The 12,540-nt window shown below is 63.9% G+C and carries 16 protein-coding genes and 4 tRNA genes; 7 read left to right on the top strand and 13 right to left on the bottom strand.

What is annotated here, in order from left to right:
* Nucleotides 1-162 precede the first annotated feature (162 nt).
* From QUG01_RS12520 to cutA, 7 genes are all read right to left on the bottom strand, one after another.
* On the bottom strand, nt 163-552 hold the full coding sequence (locus tag QUG01_RS12520) for a YbaN family protein (protein WP_500830434.1): 390 nt from the start codon (nt 550-552) through the stop codon (nt 163-165).
* The gene (locus QUG01_RS12515) at nt 549-1,130 is read right to left on the bottom strand and encodes a biliverdin-producing heme oxygenase (protein WP_500830433.1); all 582 of its coding nucleotides are present in this window, start codon (nt 1,128-1,130) and stop codon (nt 549-551) included. Before QUG01_RS12515 ends, QUG01_RS12520 begins: the two co-directional genes overlap by 4 nt.
* 254 nt (nt 1,131-1,384) lie before the next feature.
* A tRNA-Lys gene (locus QUG01_RS12510) sits at nt 1,385-1,460 on the bottom strand.
* Between the two features lie 36 nt (nt 1,461-1,496).
* Nucleotides 1,497-1,572: transfer RNA gene (locus tag QUG01_RS12505), tRNA-Lys, on the bottom strand.
* A gap of 79 nt (nt 1,573-1,651) precedes the next feature.
* Nucleotides 1,652-1,727, bottom strand: a tRNA-Lys gene (locus QUG01_RS12500).
* Between the two features lie 37 nt (nt 1,728-1,764).
* Nucleotides 1,765-1,840, bottom strand: a tRNA-Lys gene (locus QUG01_RS12495).
* A 126-nt stretch (nt 1,841-1,966) separates the two neighbouring features.
* The gene (cutA, locus tag QUG01_RS12490; RefSeq protein ID WP_500830432.1) at nt 1,967-2,287 is read right to left on the bottom strand and encodes a divalent-cation tolerance protein CutA; all 321 of its coding nucleotides are present in this window, start codon (nt 2,285-2,287) and stop codon (nt 1,967-1,969) included.
* 31 nt (nt 2,288-2,318) lie between these two features.
* Here cutA and QUG01_RS12485 point away from each other — a divergent pair, with 31 nt between their 5' ends.
* Nucleotides 2,319-2,765: an FxsA family protein gene (locus tag QUG01_RS12485; RefSeq protein WP_500830431.1), complete on the top strand. Its 447-nt coding sequence runs from the start codon at nt 2,319-2,321 to the stop codon at nt 2,763-2,765.
* Here the strand turns inward: QUG01_RS12485 and QUG01_RS12480 are convergent.
* A complete protein-coding gene (locus tag QUG01_RS12480; protein ID WP_500830430.1) occupies nt 2,759-3,055 on the bottom strand; it encodes a DUF167 domain-containing protein in 297 nt (98 codons plus the stop codon). The two genes, QUG01_RS12485 and QUG01_RS12480, sit on opposite strands and share 7 nt — an antisense overlap.
* Nucleotides 3,056-3,131: 76 nt before the next feature.
* Here QUG01_RS12480 and QUG01_RS12475 point away from each other — a divergent pair, with 76 nt between their 5' ends.
* From QUG01_RS12475 to QUG01_RS12450, 6 genes are all read left to right on the top strand, one after another.
* On the top strand, nt 3,132-3,599 hold the full coding sequence (locus tag QUG01_RS12475) for a Dps family protein (protein WP_199154662.1): 468 nt from the start codon (nt 3,132-3,134) through the stop codon (nt 3,597-3,599).
* An 89-nt stretch (nt 3,600-3,688) separates the two neighbouring features.
* Nucleotides 3,689-4,531, top strand: a complete 843-nt coding sequence (locus QUG01_RS12470) for an energy transducer TonB (RefSeq protein ID WP_500830429.1) — start codon at nt 3,689-3,691, stop codon at nt 4,529-4,531.
* A gap of 13 nt (nt 4,532-4,544) precedes the next feature.
* Nucleotides 4,545-4,922 carry a VacJ gene (locus tag QUG01_RS12465; RefSeq protein ID WP_500830428.1) on the top strand — a complete coding sequence of 126 codons (378 nt, stop codon included), beginning with the start codon at nt 4,545-4,547 and terminating at the stop codon, nt 4,920-4,922.
* 29 nt (nt 4,923-4,951) lie between these two features.
* Nucleotides 4,952-5,365: an acyl-CoA thioesterase gene (locus QUG01_RS12460; RefSeq protein WP_043624021.1), complete on the top strand. Its 414-nt coding sequence runs from the start codon at nt 4,952-4,954 to the stop codon at nt 5,363-5,365.
* Nucleotides 5,366-5,385: 20 nt separating this feature from the next.
* Nucleotides 5,386-5,871 (top strand): peroxiredoxin family protein, encoded by a 486-nt coding sequence (locus QUG01_RS12455; protein ID WP_500830427.1) that lies wholly within the window; start codon nt 5,386-5,388, stop codon nt 5,869-5,871.
* A gap of 117 nt (nt 5,872-5,988) precedes the next feature.
* Entirely contained in the window at nt 5,989-6,351 is a 363-nt protein-coding gene (locus QUG01_RS12450) for a hypothetical protein (protein ID WP_500830426.1), read from the top strand.
* Nucleotides 6,352-6,399: 48 nt separating this feature from the next.
* Here the strand turns inward: QUG01_RS12450 and QUG01_RS12445 are convergent, their stop codons facing one another.
* The 5 genes from QUG01_RS12445 to rsmB form a co-directional block, all read right to left on the bottom strand.
* On the bottom strand, nt 6,400-7,158 hold the full coding sequence (locus QUG01_RS12445) for a HesA/MoeB/ThiF family protein (RefSeq protein ID WP_500830425.1): 759 nt from the start codon (nt 7,156-7,158) through the stop codon (nt 6,400-6,402).
* A 142-nt stretch (nt 7,159-7,300) separates the two neighbouring features.
* Nucleotides 7,301-8,569: a sigma-54-dependent transcriptional regulator gene (locus QUG01_RS12440; RefSeq protein WP_043624010.1), complete on the bottom strand. Its 1,269-nt coding sequence runs from the start codon at nt 8,567-8,569 to the stop codon at nt 7,301-7,303.
* The gene (locus QUG01_RS12435) at nt 8,569-10,671 is read right to left on the bottom strand and encodes a sensor histidine kinase (RefSeq protein WP_500830424.1); all 2,103 of its coding nucleotides are present in this window, start codon (nt 10,669-10,671) and stop codon (nt 8,569-8,571) included. Before QUG01_RS12435 ends, QUG01_RS12440 begins: the two co-directional genes overlap by 1 nt.
* Complete coding sequence (locus tag QUG01_RS12430) at nt 10,671-11,243, bottom strand: DUF4390 domain-containing protein (RefSeq protein ID WP_500830423.1); 573 nt, start codon at nt 11,241-11,243, stop codon at nt 10,671-10,673. The genes QUG01_RS12435 and QUG01_RS12430 overlap by 1 nt, the downstream gene beginning before the upstream one ends.
* Nucleotides 11,230-12,486, bottom strand: a complete 1,257-nt coding sequence (rsmB, locus tag QUG01_RS12425) for a 16S rRNA (cytosine(967)-C(5))-methyltransferase RsmB (RefSeq protein ID WP_500830435.1) — start codon at nt 12,484-12,486, stop codon at nt 11,230-11,232. The genes QUG01_RS12430 and rsmB overlap by 14 nt, the downstream gene beginning before the upstream one ends.
* Nucleotides 12,487-12,540: the final 54 nt, after the last annotated feature.

The following is a 12,540-nucleotide window of genomic DNA, read 5'->3' as shown; positions in this document are numbered from 1 at the left end:
GCTGGGCAACGCGGCTTCCGGCACAAAGCGGCCAAACCCGCAGGGCCGGGCGCCTTTCGCGCCGACTCTTCGTTGTTTCGCACTGGCAGAGAATGACTATGCGGCGCGCGAAACGCCTCGATTCGTCGCAAAACGCATCCCGGCGCGCCCGCTCACCAAACGTCAATAGCCCCTAGGCTTCGACGGCCGGCTCAGCAGATATAGCAGCACCAACAGCTCGATCGCCGCCACCAGCCATGGCACCCAGTGCGGCGGCCTGGCCAGCAACAAGGCGACGAATCCGGCCCCCATGCCCAGCGCGGCGAAACATTTGGCGCGCATGGGCACGATGCGCTGTTCGCGCCAGCGGCGCAGGCCGGGACCGAAGCGCGGATGCTCCAGCAGCCGCTGCGCCAGCCGTGGCGACGATTTGCTGAAACAAGCCAACGCCAGGATCAGGAAAATGGTGGTAGGCATCACCGGCAACAGCGCGCCGATCACGCCCAGCCCGACCATCAAGACGCCGCTTAGCAGGTAAAGCCAGCGCACCGCCGGATGCGGCCTTGGGCTCAAGCGTACACCTGGTCCAGATGGCCATTCATGCAAGCGAAGGCCGCCACCGCGCCGGCGGTGACGCGGGCCTCCGCCGCCTCATCCAGCCACAGGCCATCCAGCACGGCGGTGAAAGCGCGCCAGTGGCGGGCGCGGCCATCCGGATGACCGGCCAGGTGGCGGGCGCCGAAGCGCTCGTCCAATCCGAGTTTGCCGGCCAGCTTATACAGGATGGCGGCGCCCAGCTTGGAGCCTTCCACCACATACAGCCAGCCCATCGCGGTGGCGACGTCCAGGGTTTCGCTGATCGGCGCATTCTGCAGCTGCGGCAGCGGGCGGCCCAGATCGGCCAGGTCGGCGGCGATGCTGTGGTAGCGGCGGCGCTCGGCCAAGTCCGGGAACAGCGCCGCCAGCTCGGGATTGTCATACAAAGCGTCGGCATCGCGCAGGAAACGATACTGCGCCTCCAGGAAGCGGCTGTAATTCTCGCGGTTGGCGAAGGGCTGATTGGCCATGATGCGCTGGTCCAGCTGCTCATGGATGGCGTGAGTGCGGGCTTTCAGATCCTGGGTGCGGGTGGTGTCGATTACGCTGCTCATTCTGGGATTTCCTGTTGAATCGCCTCCCGCCGCTGGCGGGAAGGAAAGTGAGGCGCTGGCGGATGCAGGCCGGCCGACGCATAAAACGTAATGATAACCATTTTTATTTGTTATCAAAAGCAGGAATTCGCCGCCTCCCGCATCGCCCTGGCGCAAGGCAGGTCAGGCGGTATGAAGGCAATAGAAGCAAGTCGACTCGAGAAACAGAAAAGCAAAAGGCCCGATCAGAAGATCGGGCCTGGCGCGTGAATTCTTGGTGGGTCGTGCGGGATTCGAACCTGCGACCAACGGATTAAAAGTCCGCTGCTCTACCAGCTGAGCTAACGACCCATGGGGTAATGCCGTGTCGGGGGTATGCAGGGATGGTGGTGGGTCGTGAGTGGCTCGAACACTCGACCTACGGATTAAGAGTCCGCTGCTCTACCAACTGAGCTAACGACCCATCCTAAACTGCATTGACAACAGAATTGAACTTGAACCGGCTATCTATCAGCATGGCTGAAGAAAAAAGCTTGTCTGGATGGTGGGTCGTGAGTGGCTCGAACACTCGACCTACGGATTAAGAGTCCGCTGCTCTACCAACTGAGCTAACGACCCGTCCGGTACAGGCTAATGCACTATATCAAGTTTTCTCTGGTGGGTCGTGCGGGATTCGAACCTGCGACCAACGGATTAAAAGTCCGCTGCTCTACCAGCTGAGCTAACGACCCAAGCGAGAGACCGCAACTATAATGAAACGCTTTATTGCAGTCAAGCCTAACGCAAAGATTTTTTTCAGCCGCCAAGGCCAGGCGGGAACGAAACGATTGCATCGACAGTCATAGGTCAACAGGAAATCAAGCCGCTCCGCCCCTTGAAACCACGCTGTCCGATACCCATGTCAGATAAGCGGGCAAGCCCGATGCGACAGGCAAGGCGATGATTTCCGGCACCTCGTACGGGTGCAGCTGCAGCAGCCTCGCCTCTAGCGCCGGATAGGCGTCGCGGCGGGTCTTGATCAACAGCGGCACCTCGTCCGCCTGTTCCACCGCGCCCTGCCAGCGGTATACCGAACGGCAAGGCGCCAGAATATTGACGCAAGCGGCCAACCGCTCGCTGACCAGCGTTGCCGCAATCTGTCCCGCCAGCTGCGAATCGGGTACATTGCAGACAACCATTAAACATTCGCCAGATGGAAAAGAATTCACGATGCGCGCACTCCCCTTGTTGTTGCTGATCTACCCGTTCGCCGAAATCGCCGCGCTGGTGGCGCTGGCCGATCACATCGGCGGACTCGCGGTATTCCTGCTGGTGCTGCTGTCCTCGCTGCTCGGCCTGTGGATGCTGCGCAACCAGAAACTCGGCGCCTTGCTGACCTTGGGCAGCGTGATGCGCCAGGGCGACAAGGTCTCGCTGTATTCTCTATTGTGGCCGCTGCGCTATGCGCTGGCCGGCCTGTTGTTCCTGCTGCCTGGCCTGCTCAGCGACATCGCCGCCATCCTGCTGCTGCTGCCGCTGAAAGGACCGGATATCCAGCTGCGCACGCCCGGCGCCGGCCCCAGCGCCGGACCCGGACCGGCCGGAAACAGCGACATCATAGAAGGCGAGTACAGCCGGGTAGACCAGCAAACGCCGCCGGGCCGCCGCATTCAGTGAAGGCCGAACAAGGCCAGCACTGCGGCGGCGTCGAGATCGCACTGGATCTCCACCACCTTGTGCCGGTTCTTGTCGCCGGATAGCAGAGTGACGTCGCGCTTGGCCACGCCAAAGCGCTCGGCCAACCAGGCCAGAAGCGCGGCATTGGCCTTGCCGTCCACCGGCGGCGCTGCCAGGCGGATCTTCAGGCAGTCGCCATGCTCGCCAGCCGCTTCGGTCTTCTTGGCGCCGGGCTGCACATGCAGCGTCAAGCGCACGCGGCCAGCTTGGCACGACAACCAAGGTTTCATCGCCATTTCCTGTCAAAAACGGGGAGTGTAGACCAAAACGCGGCCAGGCTGCACGGCCGCCACACCGGAGAAAAGTATGGATATCGGTATCAACGAGCAAGATCGCCAACACATCGCAGATGGCCTGTCCCGTCTGCTGGCCGACAGCTACACCCTGTACCTGAAAACCCATAACTTCCACTGGAACGTCACCGGGCCGATGTTCAACACCCTGCACCTGATGTTCGAGACCCAGTACAACGAGCTGTCGCTGGCGGTCGATGCCATCGCCGAGCGCATTCGCGCGCTGGGCCACTACGCGCCGGGCAGCTATGCCGACTACGCCCGCCTGACCTCCATCGCGGAAGCCGCCGGCACGCCGCCCAAGGCAGATGACATGATCCGCCAGCTGGTGGAAGGCCACGAAACCATCTGCCGCACCGCCCGCAGCATCTTCGAAGTCGTCGAGCGCGCCAGCGACGAACCCAGCGCCGACCTGCTGACCCAGCGCCTGCAAGTCCACGAGAAAACCGCCTGGATGCTGCGCAGCCTGCTGGAAAAATAAGCGTCCGCCGCACACCGCCCGACGCCGCGCCTCGCGCGGCGTTTTCACGCGCGTCCGTGCTACACTCCGGCAAAGTCCGGAAACTTTACATGGCTGACCATCTGCACTGCTCTCGCCCCCTCGCGCCCAACAACCGTCCGCTGTGGCTGATGGTGGGCGTGTCGCTGCTGGCGCACGTCGCGCTGTTGAGCCTGTTTGGCGCGGCGCCGTCCGCGCCGCCTCCGGCCGCCTCCGGCCCGCTGCAAATCAGCCTGCGGCCACGGCATCTGCCCGCCCCCGCCGCGCCGGTCACCGAACGGGTCGCGGAAGACAACCGCCAGGGCGCCGGCAATACCGCGGAGCCGCGCCAGCTGATCAGCCGCAGCGACCCGCCGAAACCGGCCGCCTCGCCCGCGCCGCCGCCGCAACAGCAAACCGCGCCGCTCACGCCCATCACCCGCCCGACGCCCAACGCGGCCCAGCTGGCATCGACGCCGCCCAGCGCGACGGTCAGCACCGGCTCGCTGCTGGCCCAGGTGGGCGCGCTGTCGCGCAGCGGCGACAACGCCGCGGCCGACAATGGCAAGGAAAGCGGCCAACCCGGCGACAATCTGGGCGAAGCCGCGCGCGGCTACCCCTGGGCGCGTTATCAGGCGGACTGGCGGTTGAAAGTGGAACGGATAGGCAATCTGAATTATCCGGACGAAGCGCGCCGCCTCGGCCTGCACGGCGCGGTGACGCTGGAGGTGACGATAGCGGCCGACGGCAGCCTGCATGGCATGCGCGTCAGCCGCTCGTCCGGCACGCCGGTGCTGGACCAGGCCGCCCAGCGCATCGTCGAACTGGCCTCGCCGTTCGCGCCGTTTCCCTCTTCCCTGGCCGCGCGCAACCCGACGCTGCGCATCAGCCAGAAGTTCGTTTTCACCCGCGACAACCTGTTGTCCAGCCATTGAACAAGGATGCATCATGTTTGAAGTCAACCGCAGCCTCGCGCTGTTGCGCCCGCAGGCGCCGTTTCTCGCCTGGCTCAAGAGCCTGCCCGGCGCCATCGACCCGCAGCTGACGCTGGAGGCGCTGGCCGCCGACTGCAACGCGCTGCTGATTCCGCCGGCCGACGACGCCGACGCCGCGCGCGGCTTCGTGCTGCAAAGCTACCGCCAGCTGTTCGAGGCTGAACTGGCCGACTGGTGCGAAGACCAAAGCCTGTGGCCGCAGAACATCAGCCCGAACCTGTTCCAGCAATGGTTCAAGCTGGAAATCCACTCGGTGCTGACCGACCTGGCGACGGAGCCGTTGGAACGCGAAGCCTTCGTGCCGCTGGACCTGGACGGCCGCGGCGACTAATCGCCACACACACAACAAAGGGGAAACACATGGCACATCACACCCGGATCAAGGTCCGCGGCTATCATCTGGACCTGTTCGGCCACGTCAACAACGCGCGCTACCTGGAGTTCCTGGAAGAAGCGCGCTGGAACTGCTTCGAGGACAGCGGCACGCTGGCGCAATTCCTGCAAAGCGGCCTGGGCCTCGCCGTGGTCAACATCAATATCGACTACGCGCGCCCGGCCACCATGGGCGAAATGCTGCTGATCGAAACCGCCGTCAAGTCGATAGGCAACCGCAGCGCGGTGATCCACCAGCGCGTGCTGCTCGACGGCACCGACACCCTGGTCGCCCAGGCCGACGTCACCTTCGTGGTGTTCGACACCCGCGCCGGCAAGGCCGTGGTGCTGGAAGGCCCGTTGAAGGACGCGCTGGAATTGATACAGGCCCAGTCGGCCTGAAACGAAGGCGGGAACGCGAGATGAAGAAAGGTTTGCTGATCCTGGCGGCGCTGCTGATCGTGGCCGGCGTCGCCTACTCCGTGCTGTTTGCGCGCCAGGCCGCGCCGGAAGTGAAACTGACCTCGCTGGCGGGCGTCACCACCAGCACTTCGGCGTTGAAAGGCAAGGTGGTGCTGGTGAACTTCTGGGCCACCAGCTGCCCCGGCTGCGTAGAGGAAATGCCGGAGATCAAGAAGCTGCACCAGGAGTACGCCGGCAAGGGGCTGAACGTGCTGGCGGTGGCGATGAGCTACGATCCGCCCAACTACGTGCAAAGCTTCGTCGCCAAGAACCAACTGCCGTTCTTCGTCGCGCTGGACACCCAGGGCGAGGCGGCCAAGGCCTTCGGCGACATCCAGCTGGCGCCCACCACTTTCCTGATCGACAAGCAGGGCAAGATCATCAAGCGCTACGTCGGGGTGATGAACTTCCCGGAAGTGCGCAAGCTGATCGAGCAGCAGCTGTAATCATCAGGAATCAGGCGGAAACCCCTGACCAAGCGCGGCAAGCGTAGCGGCGCGAGGGAATCAGGGCGTTCCGCCGACCTACTCTTATCCAATTTCTTAACATTCAGGAACGAAGCAATGCCAGGAAGAGATTTTGATTGGGATAAATATTTCTTTACAGCAAGCTTTGCAACAATTCGAGAGGCCTCGCCAGAGCTAGGCTGTCGACGTCCACCAACAACATATAGCCCCGATCACAAATTGCTTTATCTATCGTCGCAGGACTATCACGTAGAAGTTGACGACCTAGAACAACTACAGGAAGTACTAAAAGCAATTGGTGAGTCATATGCCAATGCAGTTTCATCAAAACATCTCAACCACTTCAATGCTTATATTACACAAAAAGATTTCGAAATCATTTGCCATCATTTAGCTGATCTCGAAGATTCATCTGAATTCTCAGACCCCGATGCGTTACTTAAAGAATATCTAAGCTAGTCTATGAAGCCGCCAGGCGGAACGCCCGGCTTTAGCCGGGCTTCCGCCCTACCGGCATACCGCGCAAGCCGGATCGCGCGGCACCCGTATCTGTTTGAAGCCGCCGCCCAGCGCGTCGTACAGCGTCAGCTTGCCCAGCGCCGGCACCATTCCCGCCAGAAGCTTGACCGCCTCTACCGCCTGCAGGCTGCCGATCACGCCGACCAAGGGCGACAGCACGCCAAACATCGCGCATGGGCCGTCGCTGGCCTCGCCCTCGTCCGGGAACAGGCAGTGATAGCACGGCGAGGCCGCGTCGCGGCTGTCGAATACCGCCAGCTGGCCGGAGAAACGCACCGCCGCGCCGGACACCAGCGGCACACGCGCGGCCACGCAGGCGCGGTTGACCGCGTGGCGAGTGGCGAAGTTGTCCGAGCAGTCCAACACCAAATCGTGCGCCACCACTTCCTCGACCAATCGCTCCCCCAACAAACGTTCGGCCAGCGGACGAACTTGGATGGACGGATTCAGGGCCAGCATGCGCCGCGCGGCGGATTCGGCCTTGCCCTGGCCCAGGCTGGCCGTGTCATGCGCGATCTGCCGCTGCAGATTGGACAGCTCCACCGCGTCGTCGTCGACGATGGTGATGCGGCCGACGCCGGCGCTGGCCAGATACAAGGCCACCGGCGAGCCCAGGCCGCCGGCGCCGACGATCAGCGCCCGCGACGCCTGCAATCTGCGCTGGCCGGCGATGTCGATTTCCGGCAGCAGAATATGGCGGCTATAGCGCAGCAGCGCCGCGTCGTCGAGATCGTGCTCGGATTCCATATGAGGCTCCAAATGCGAAACGCCAGCCCTGGGGCTGGCGTCGATAAGCGATTGCGCGTCAGGAGAGCCGCAAAGCGTCTGAGGCAAGGCGCGCCGAACCGGGCTCGGCAAGGAGGCGCGACGCCGCATCAGACGTTTTGCCTTACTCCTCCGCCACCTTGCGGGCGAACTTGATGCCCAGCTGCTTGAGCTTGCGGTACAAGTGCGTGCGCTCCAGGCCCACTTTCTGCGCCACCCGGCTCATATTGCCGTTTTCCAGCGAGATGTGGTACTCGAAGTAGCGGCGCTCGAGCTGTTCGCGCAGTTCGCGCAGCGGGATGTTGAAGTCGAAACCCGACTCTTCCACCGGCTTTTCGTGGCGGAACTGCGCCAGCACCTTGTTGACCTCGGCGGCGTCGATCTCGTCGGATTCAGCGGTCAGCGCCAGGCTCTTGATGATGCTGCGCAGCTGTTCCAGGTTGCCCGGCCAGTCATACTGGCGCATCGCGTTCAGCGCGGCGGTGGTCAGCTTGCGGCCCGGCACCTGCTTGGACTCCACCAGCTCCACCAGAATCTGCTCGGCGATGAAGGTGATGTCCTCGGCATGCTCGCGCAGCGGCGGAATCGGCACGATGACGCTGGACAGCGCGGTCAGCAGGCGGTTGTCGCACTCCGGGTCCACCAGCAGCTCCTGCAGCGGGCGGCTGCAGGAACAGATCAGGCGCACATTGAAGCGGTCCAGCTTGGACAGCAGGAACAGCAGGCCCTGCTGCACGCGGCGGCTGTACTGGCCGATCTCCGGCAGGTACAGCACGCCGTTGTTGGCCTTCTGCAAGAGCTCCAGCGGCGCGTCGGCCAATTGCTCCAGCTTGGCCGGCGTCACCCAGGGCGTATTGCCCTGGTGGAAAAAGCGCGCCACCAGCTCGAAGCCGGAACCGGATTCGCCGGTCAACAGCACCGGCGACTTGACCTTGGCCACGCGCTCCAGCTGGCGCTTCAGTTCCTGGATAGGCTCGCTGCGTCCCAGCTTGTCCAGGTTCAGCGAGGTATTGGCCTGCATGTCGCCGTATTTCAGCGCGCGCTGCACCGTGGTCAGCAGCTTCTGCAGGGCGATCGGTTTCTCGAGGAAGTCGAATGCGCCGATGCGGGTGGCCTCCACCGCGGTGTCGATGCTGGCATGGCCGGACATCATGACCACCGGCATGTTCAGCAAGCCGGACTTGGCCCACTCTTTCAGCAGGGTCACGCCGTCGCAGTCCGGCATCCAGATGTCGAGCAGCACCAGCGCGGGCCGCGTCTGGTTGCGCAACTGCCGAGCCACCTCGGCATTTTCCGCCAGGGCCACGGTATAACCTTCGTCCTGCAGGATCTCGGAGAGCAGTTCTCGAATACCGATCTCGTCGTCCACAATCAAAATATCGCTGCTACGCATTAGGCCTCCAGCAATGGCAGGGAAAGAAGGACGCGCGCGCCTTGCCGTTCGGCATTCCCCAAAATGACCTGTCCATGGTGCTCTTCCATAATCTTCTTGACCACGGCCAGTCCGAGACCGGTGCCCTTGGCTTTGCTAGTCACATAAGGCTCGAACGCACGCCGCAGGATGTCCGGGCCAAAGCCGGCCCCGTTGTCCTCGACGCAGACGAGCGCGTTTCCTTCTTCTTGTCGGCTGCTAATTTGAATCATCGGGATGCCAACGTCAAGGACTGCATCCTGGGCGTTCTGCATCAGGTTGTGCAGCACCTGGCGCAGCAGGGCGGCATCTCCCATGATCATCAGCGGCATATCGTCCAGCGCAATCTTAACAGCAGGATTGGATTCGTAAAGAGTCATCACTTCTCGAATCACCTGATTGAGATCAAGTTTGACCAGTTTGATCTTGGGCGCGCGGGCATAATCGCGGAAAGCGTCCACCATGCTCTTGAGCGCGCCCACCTGTTTGATGATGGTATCGGTGGAACGTTTCAGCATGTCAGCATCCGGGCCTTCCAGCTTGTCGGCCAGCTTCATCGCCAGCCGTTCGGCCGATAGCTGGATAGGCGTCAGCGGATTGCGGATCTCATGCGCCAGCCGCTTGGCCACCTCGCCCCAGGCCGCGTCGCGCTGGGCGCGGGCCAGTTCGGTGATGTCGTTGAACACCAGCACGTAGCCGTCGCTGGAGTGCTCCGGCAGCCGCGCGCCGCGCACCAGCAGGATGCGCTCGCCCTGGCTGGTTTCGTAATTCAGCTGGGTCTGCCAATCGGTTTCGACGTCGCTGTCTGCATGCTGCATCACCGTTTCCACCAGCGGCGTCACCGCCGGCATTTCCTGCCCCCACTCCGGGAAACGATGTTCCGCCAGACGGCCGAACTCCACGCCCAGAATGCGCGAGGCGCTGCTATTGGCGGCGCGGATCTGCCAATCGCCGCCAAAGGCGATGACGCCGGCCGACAGGTTGGCCAGTATGCTTTCCAGATAAAGCTTGCCGCCCTCCAGCTCGCCGCGGCTTTTTTCCGCCTGCTGCCGCGCCTCTTCCAATTGCTGCGTCATGCGGTTGAACAGCGTGGTCAGCATGCCCAGCTCGTCGCGCCGATACACCGGATGGCGCTTGGAAAAATCGCCCTGCGCCACGGCGCGGGTGCCGGCGGCCAGCTCGGACAGCGGAGCGGACAAACGCTCGGACAGAAACAAGGCGAAGGCCAGCGCGGCCGTCAGCGCCAGCAGCACCGCCAACGCCAGCGTCAGCATGTAGAAAGTGCGCAAGCCATGACGCGCCAACAGCAGCTGGCGGTATTCGGAACGGGCGCTCTCGATCTGCTCGGCGTCGCGGCTGATGTCGGCCGGCGCGGCCTGGCTCAATTGCAGCACCCGGGTTTCCTCGCCCGGCGTGCGGTAGGCCACCAGCACCCGCAGCGACAGCCCGCTATTGCCATCGTTTTCTATGGTTTGCTGCGGATGTTGCAAACGCACGCCGCGCAGGGCTTCATGCGTCAGCGGCATCGGCTTGCCGGCGCCGGAAAACGCCACCATCTGGCCGCTGCCGCGGTTGAATACGGCGATCTCGGTCAAGCCCAGTTGATCGCGCAAGCGGTTCAGCCGGTTCTGCAATTGCCCATCCGGCAGCGCCGCCACTTCTTCCTGCACCAGCCGTCCCTTGCGGCCGACATCGTCCAGCACGTAATTAAGCGCGCTGCGGCCCAGCACCAGGCCGCGGTCCAGCGCCGCCTCGACTTTCACGTCGAACCAGCTTTCGATGCTGCGCGTCAGGAATTGGGCTGAAACCGTGAACACCAACAAGCCCGGCACCAGCGCCACCCCGGCGAACATCATCGCCAGCTTTTGCGTCAGTTTGGCGCCGAACACGCGGTTTTTCACCCGCTGCCGCAAGCGCAGCAACTGGCGCGCCACCACGCTGAGCAGCGCCAGCAACAGCAGGCTGTTCAGACCGAACACCCACCAGTAGTAGTCGTTGAGTTTGGAGGCGTTGCCGGTGGCCACCGCCAGCAGATAGAGCAGGATCGCCCCGACGGTCGCCATCGCGATGGAGGCGTAGCGCATCAGTTGGCGTCCTTGACGTCGAGCTTGATCCAGTCCGACTCCAACGTCCAGTCGTCGGAGCCCAAGGCATTCATCTGAAACGGTTTGGGCAGCTCGCTGATATCCAGCAGCAAGCGGACTTGGCCGGCCACATTGCCGGGCTTCTTCGGGTCAAGCGTGCCGGCATTCAGCACGCGCCAGCCCTGAATCGCGCCGATGGAGGCCAGCGCCTCGCGCAGAGTAGGATAGTAGTTGGACAGACTGCCGATGCTGACGCGGTAACGTCCGGTCAGCGGCTGATACGCCAATTTGAAGCCGATCTGCGCGTGCGGATCGAACCACTCGCGCAGGCTGAGATAATAAGCGGTGGTGCGCGGCTTGGTCAGCTGGAACTCCAGCCGGAAACCGAGCACCACCCCCTGCTGCAGCGCCTCGTTCAGGCTGGGCGTCAGCCGCGTCAAAAAGCGCGTGCTGACCGACAGCGTGCCGTCCGGCATCACTTCGGCCTCGGCCCGGCGCGACGCGATGGTATCGGCCCAGGCGGCGGTCGCCAGACAGCACAGCAGCAGCCCAATCAGGCTAATGTTTTTCAAGCAGCGCGTAATAAAAGCCGTCATGACGCTCACAGGGCAATAGTTGCTCCTCTTTCAGACGCACCGCATCCGGGTGGCGCCGCAGGAAGCTCTCCAATTGCTGGCAGTTTTCTTCCGGAAAAATCGAGCAGGTAGCGTATAGCATTTTCCCGCCGCTGGCGAGCAGCGTCCACAGCGCGTCGGCCATCGCCGCCTGCTGCAGGCCAAGCACCGCGAAATCGCCGGGACGGCGCAGCCATTTGATGTCCGGATGGCGGCGCACCACGCCCGAGGCGGAACACGGCACGTCGGCCAGGATGCGGTCGAACGGCCGTCCGTCCCACCAGTCCTGCGGCCGCGCCGCGTCGGCCTGGCGCAGCTCGGCGTTCAGACCCAGCCGCTGCAGATTGTCGCCCACCCGGGCGAGCCTGGCCGCGTCGATGTCCAGCGCGGTCAGTTCGACATCGGCCAGCTCCAGCATGTGGCCGGTCTTGCCGCCTGGCGCGGCGCAGGCGTCCAGCACGCGCAAGCCGGGCTGCAGGTCCAACCAGTGCGCCGCGCGCTGCGCGCCCTCGTCCTGCACCGACACCGCGCCGTCGGCGAAGCCGGGCAGATCGCGCACCGCCACCGGCTTGGCCAGTTGCACCGCCTCGTCGCCCAGCGCGCTGGCTTCCATGCCGGCCGCGGCCAGCTGCGCCAGATACTCCGCCGCCGAACCCTCGCGGCGATTGACCCGCAGCGTCAGCGGCGGATGGGCGTTGCTGGCGGCCAGCACCGCCTGCCATTGCTGCGGGTAGGCCTCGCGCAGCCGCGCCACCCACCAGTCCGGGTGATTGGCGGCGGCCACGTCGTCGCGCGCGGCGGCGTCCAGGATTTCGTCGCGGCGGCGCAGGAAGTTGCGCAGCGCGCCGTTGACCAGACCCTTGAACTTGCCGCGGGCGATGCCGCTGGCCGACGTCACCGCTTCGTTCACCACGGCGTAAGGCGCGGCGCGGGTGTGCTGCAGCTGATACAGCGCCACCAATAGCAGGCGCTCCAGTTGCGGCTCAGGCAGCGGCCGCGGCACCAGTTGGCGCAGGCAGTGGCGCAGCACGCCGAGGTGGCGCAGGCTGCCGTAGCTCAAGTCCTGCAGCGCGCCGCGCTCGGCCGGCGTCAGCTGTTCTTGCTGGCGCTGGGCGTCGGCCAGCGCGTCGGTCAGGGTGGTGCCGGCCTCGATGCGGCCCAGGATGTCGGCCGCCAGCCGCTGGATGTGATGCATGTGGATTCTTTCGATGAAGCAAGGCCAGTCCGCGGTGGACTGGCCTGGGGTCGGATACTC

The sequence above is a fragment of the Chromobacterium sp. CCUG 76385 genome, from assembly GCF_059916625.1.
The sequence above is the reverse complement of the archived record's forward strand: the minus strand, read 5'-3'. Positions and strand labels throughout refer to the sequence as shown.

What these genes read in the sequence shown, in the direction of transcription:
- QUG01_RS12485 (WP_500830431.1), top strand. Translation starts at nt 2,319, where the DNA reads ATGCGCGCACTCCCCTTGTTGTTGCTGATCTACCCGTTCGCCGAAATC.
- QUG01_RS12455 (WP_500830427.1), top strand. Translation starts at nt 5,386, where the DNA reads ATGAAGAAAGGTTTGCTGATCCTGGCGGCGCTGCTGATCGTGGCCGGC.
- QUG01_RS12480 (WP_500830430.1), bottom strand. Translation starts at nt 3,055, where the DNA reads ATGAAACCTTGGTTGTCGTGCCAAGCTGGCCGCGTGCGCTTGACGCTG.
- QUG01_RS12450 (WP_500830426.1), top strand. Translation starts at nt 5,989, where the DNA reads ATGCCAGGAAGAGATTTTGATTGGGATAAATATTTCTTTACAGCAAGC.
- QUG01_RS12435 (WP_500830424.1), bottom strand. Translation starts at nt 10,671, where the DNA reads ATGCGCTACGCCTCCATCGCGATGGCGACCGTCGGGGCGATCCTGCTC.
- QUG01_RS12515 (WP_500830433.1), bottom strand. Translation starts at nt 1,130, where the DNA reads ATGAGCAGCGTAATCGACACCACCCGCACCCAGGATCTGAAAGCCCGC.
- QUG01_RS12445 (WP_500830425.1), bottom strand. Translation starts at nt 7,158, where the DNA reads ATGGAATCCGAGCACGATCTCGACGACGCGGCGCTGCTGCGCTATAGC.
- QUG01_RS12470 (WP_500830429.1), top strand. Translation starts at nt 3,689, where the DNA reads ATGGCTGACCATCTGCACTGCTCTCGCCCCCTCGCGCCCAACAACCGT.
- QUG01_RS12475 (WP_199154662.1), top strand. Translation starts at nt 3,132, where the DNA reads ATGGATATCGGTATCAACGAGCAAGATCGCCAACACATCGCAGATGGC.
- cutA (WP_500830432.1), bottom strand. Translation starts at nt 2,287, where the DNA reads ATGGTTGTCTGCAATGTACCCGATTCGCAGCTGGCGGGACAGATTGCG.
- QUG01_RS12465 (WP_500830428.1), top strand. Translation starts at nt 4,545, where the DNA reads ATGTTTGAAGTCAACCGCAGCCTCGCGCTGTTGCGCCCGCAGGCGCCG.
- QUG01_RS12460 (WP_043624021.1), top strand. Translation starts at nt 4,952, where the DNA reads ATGGCACATCACACCCGGATCAAGGTCCGCGGCTATCATCTGGACCTG.
- QUG01_RS12440 (WP_043624010.1), bottom strand. Translation starts at nt 8,569, where the DNA reads ATGCGTAGCAGCGATATTTTGATTGTGGACGACGAGATCGGTATTCGA.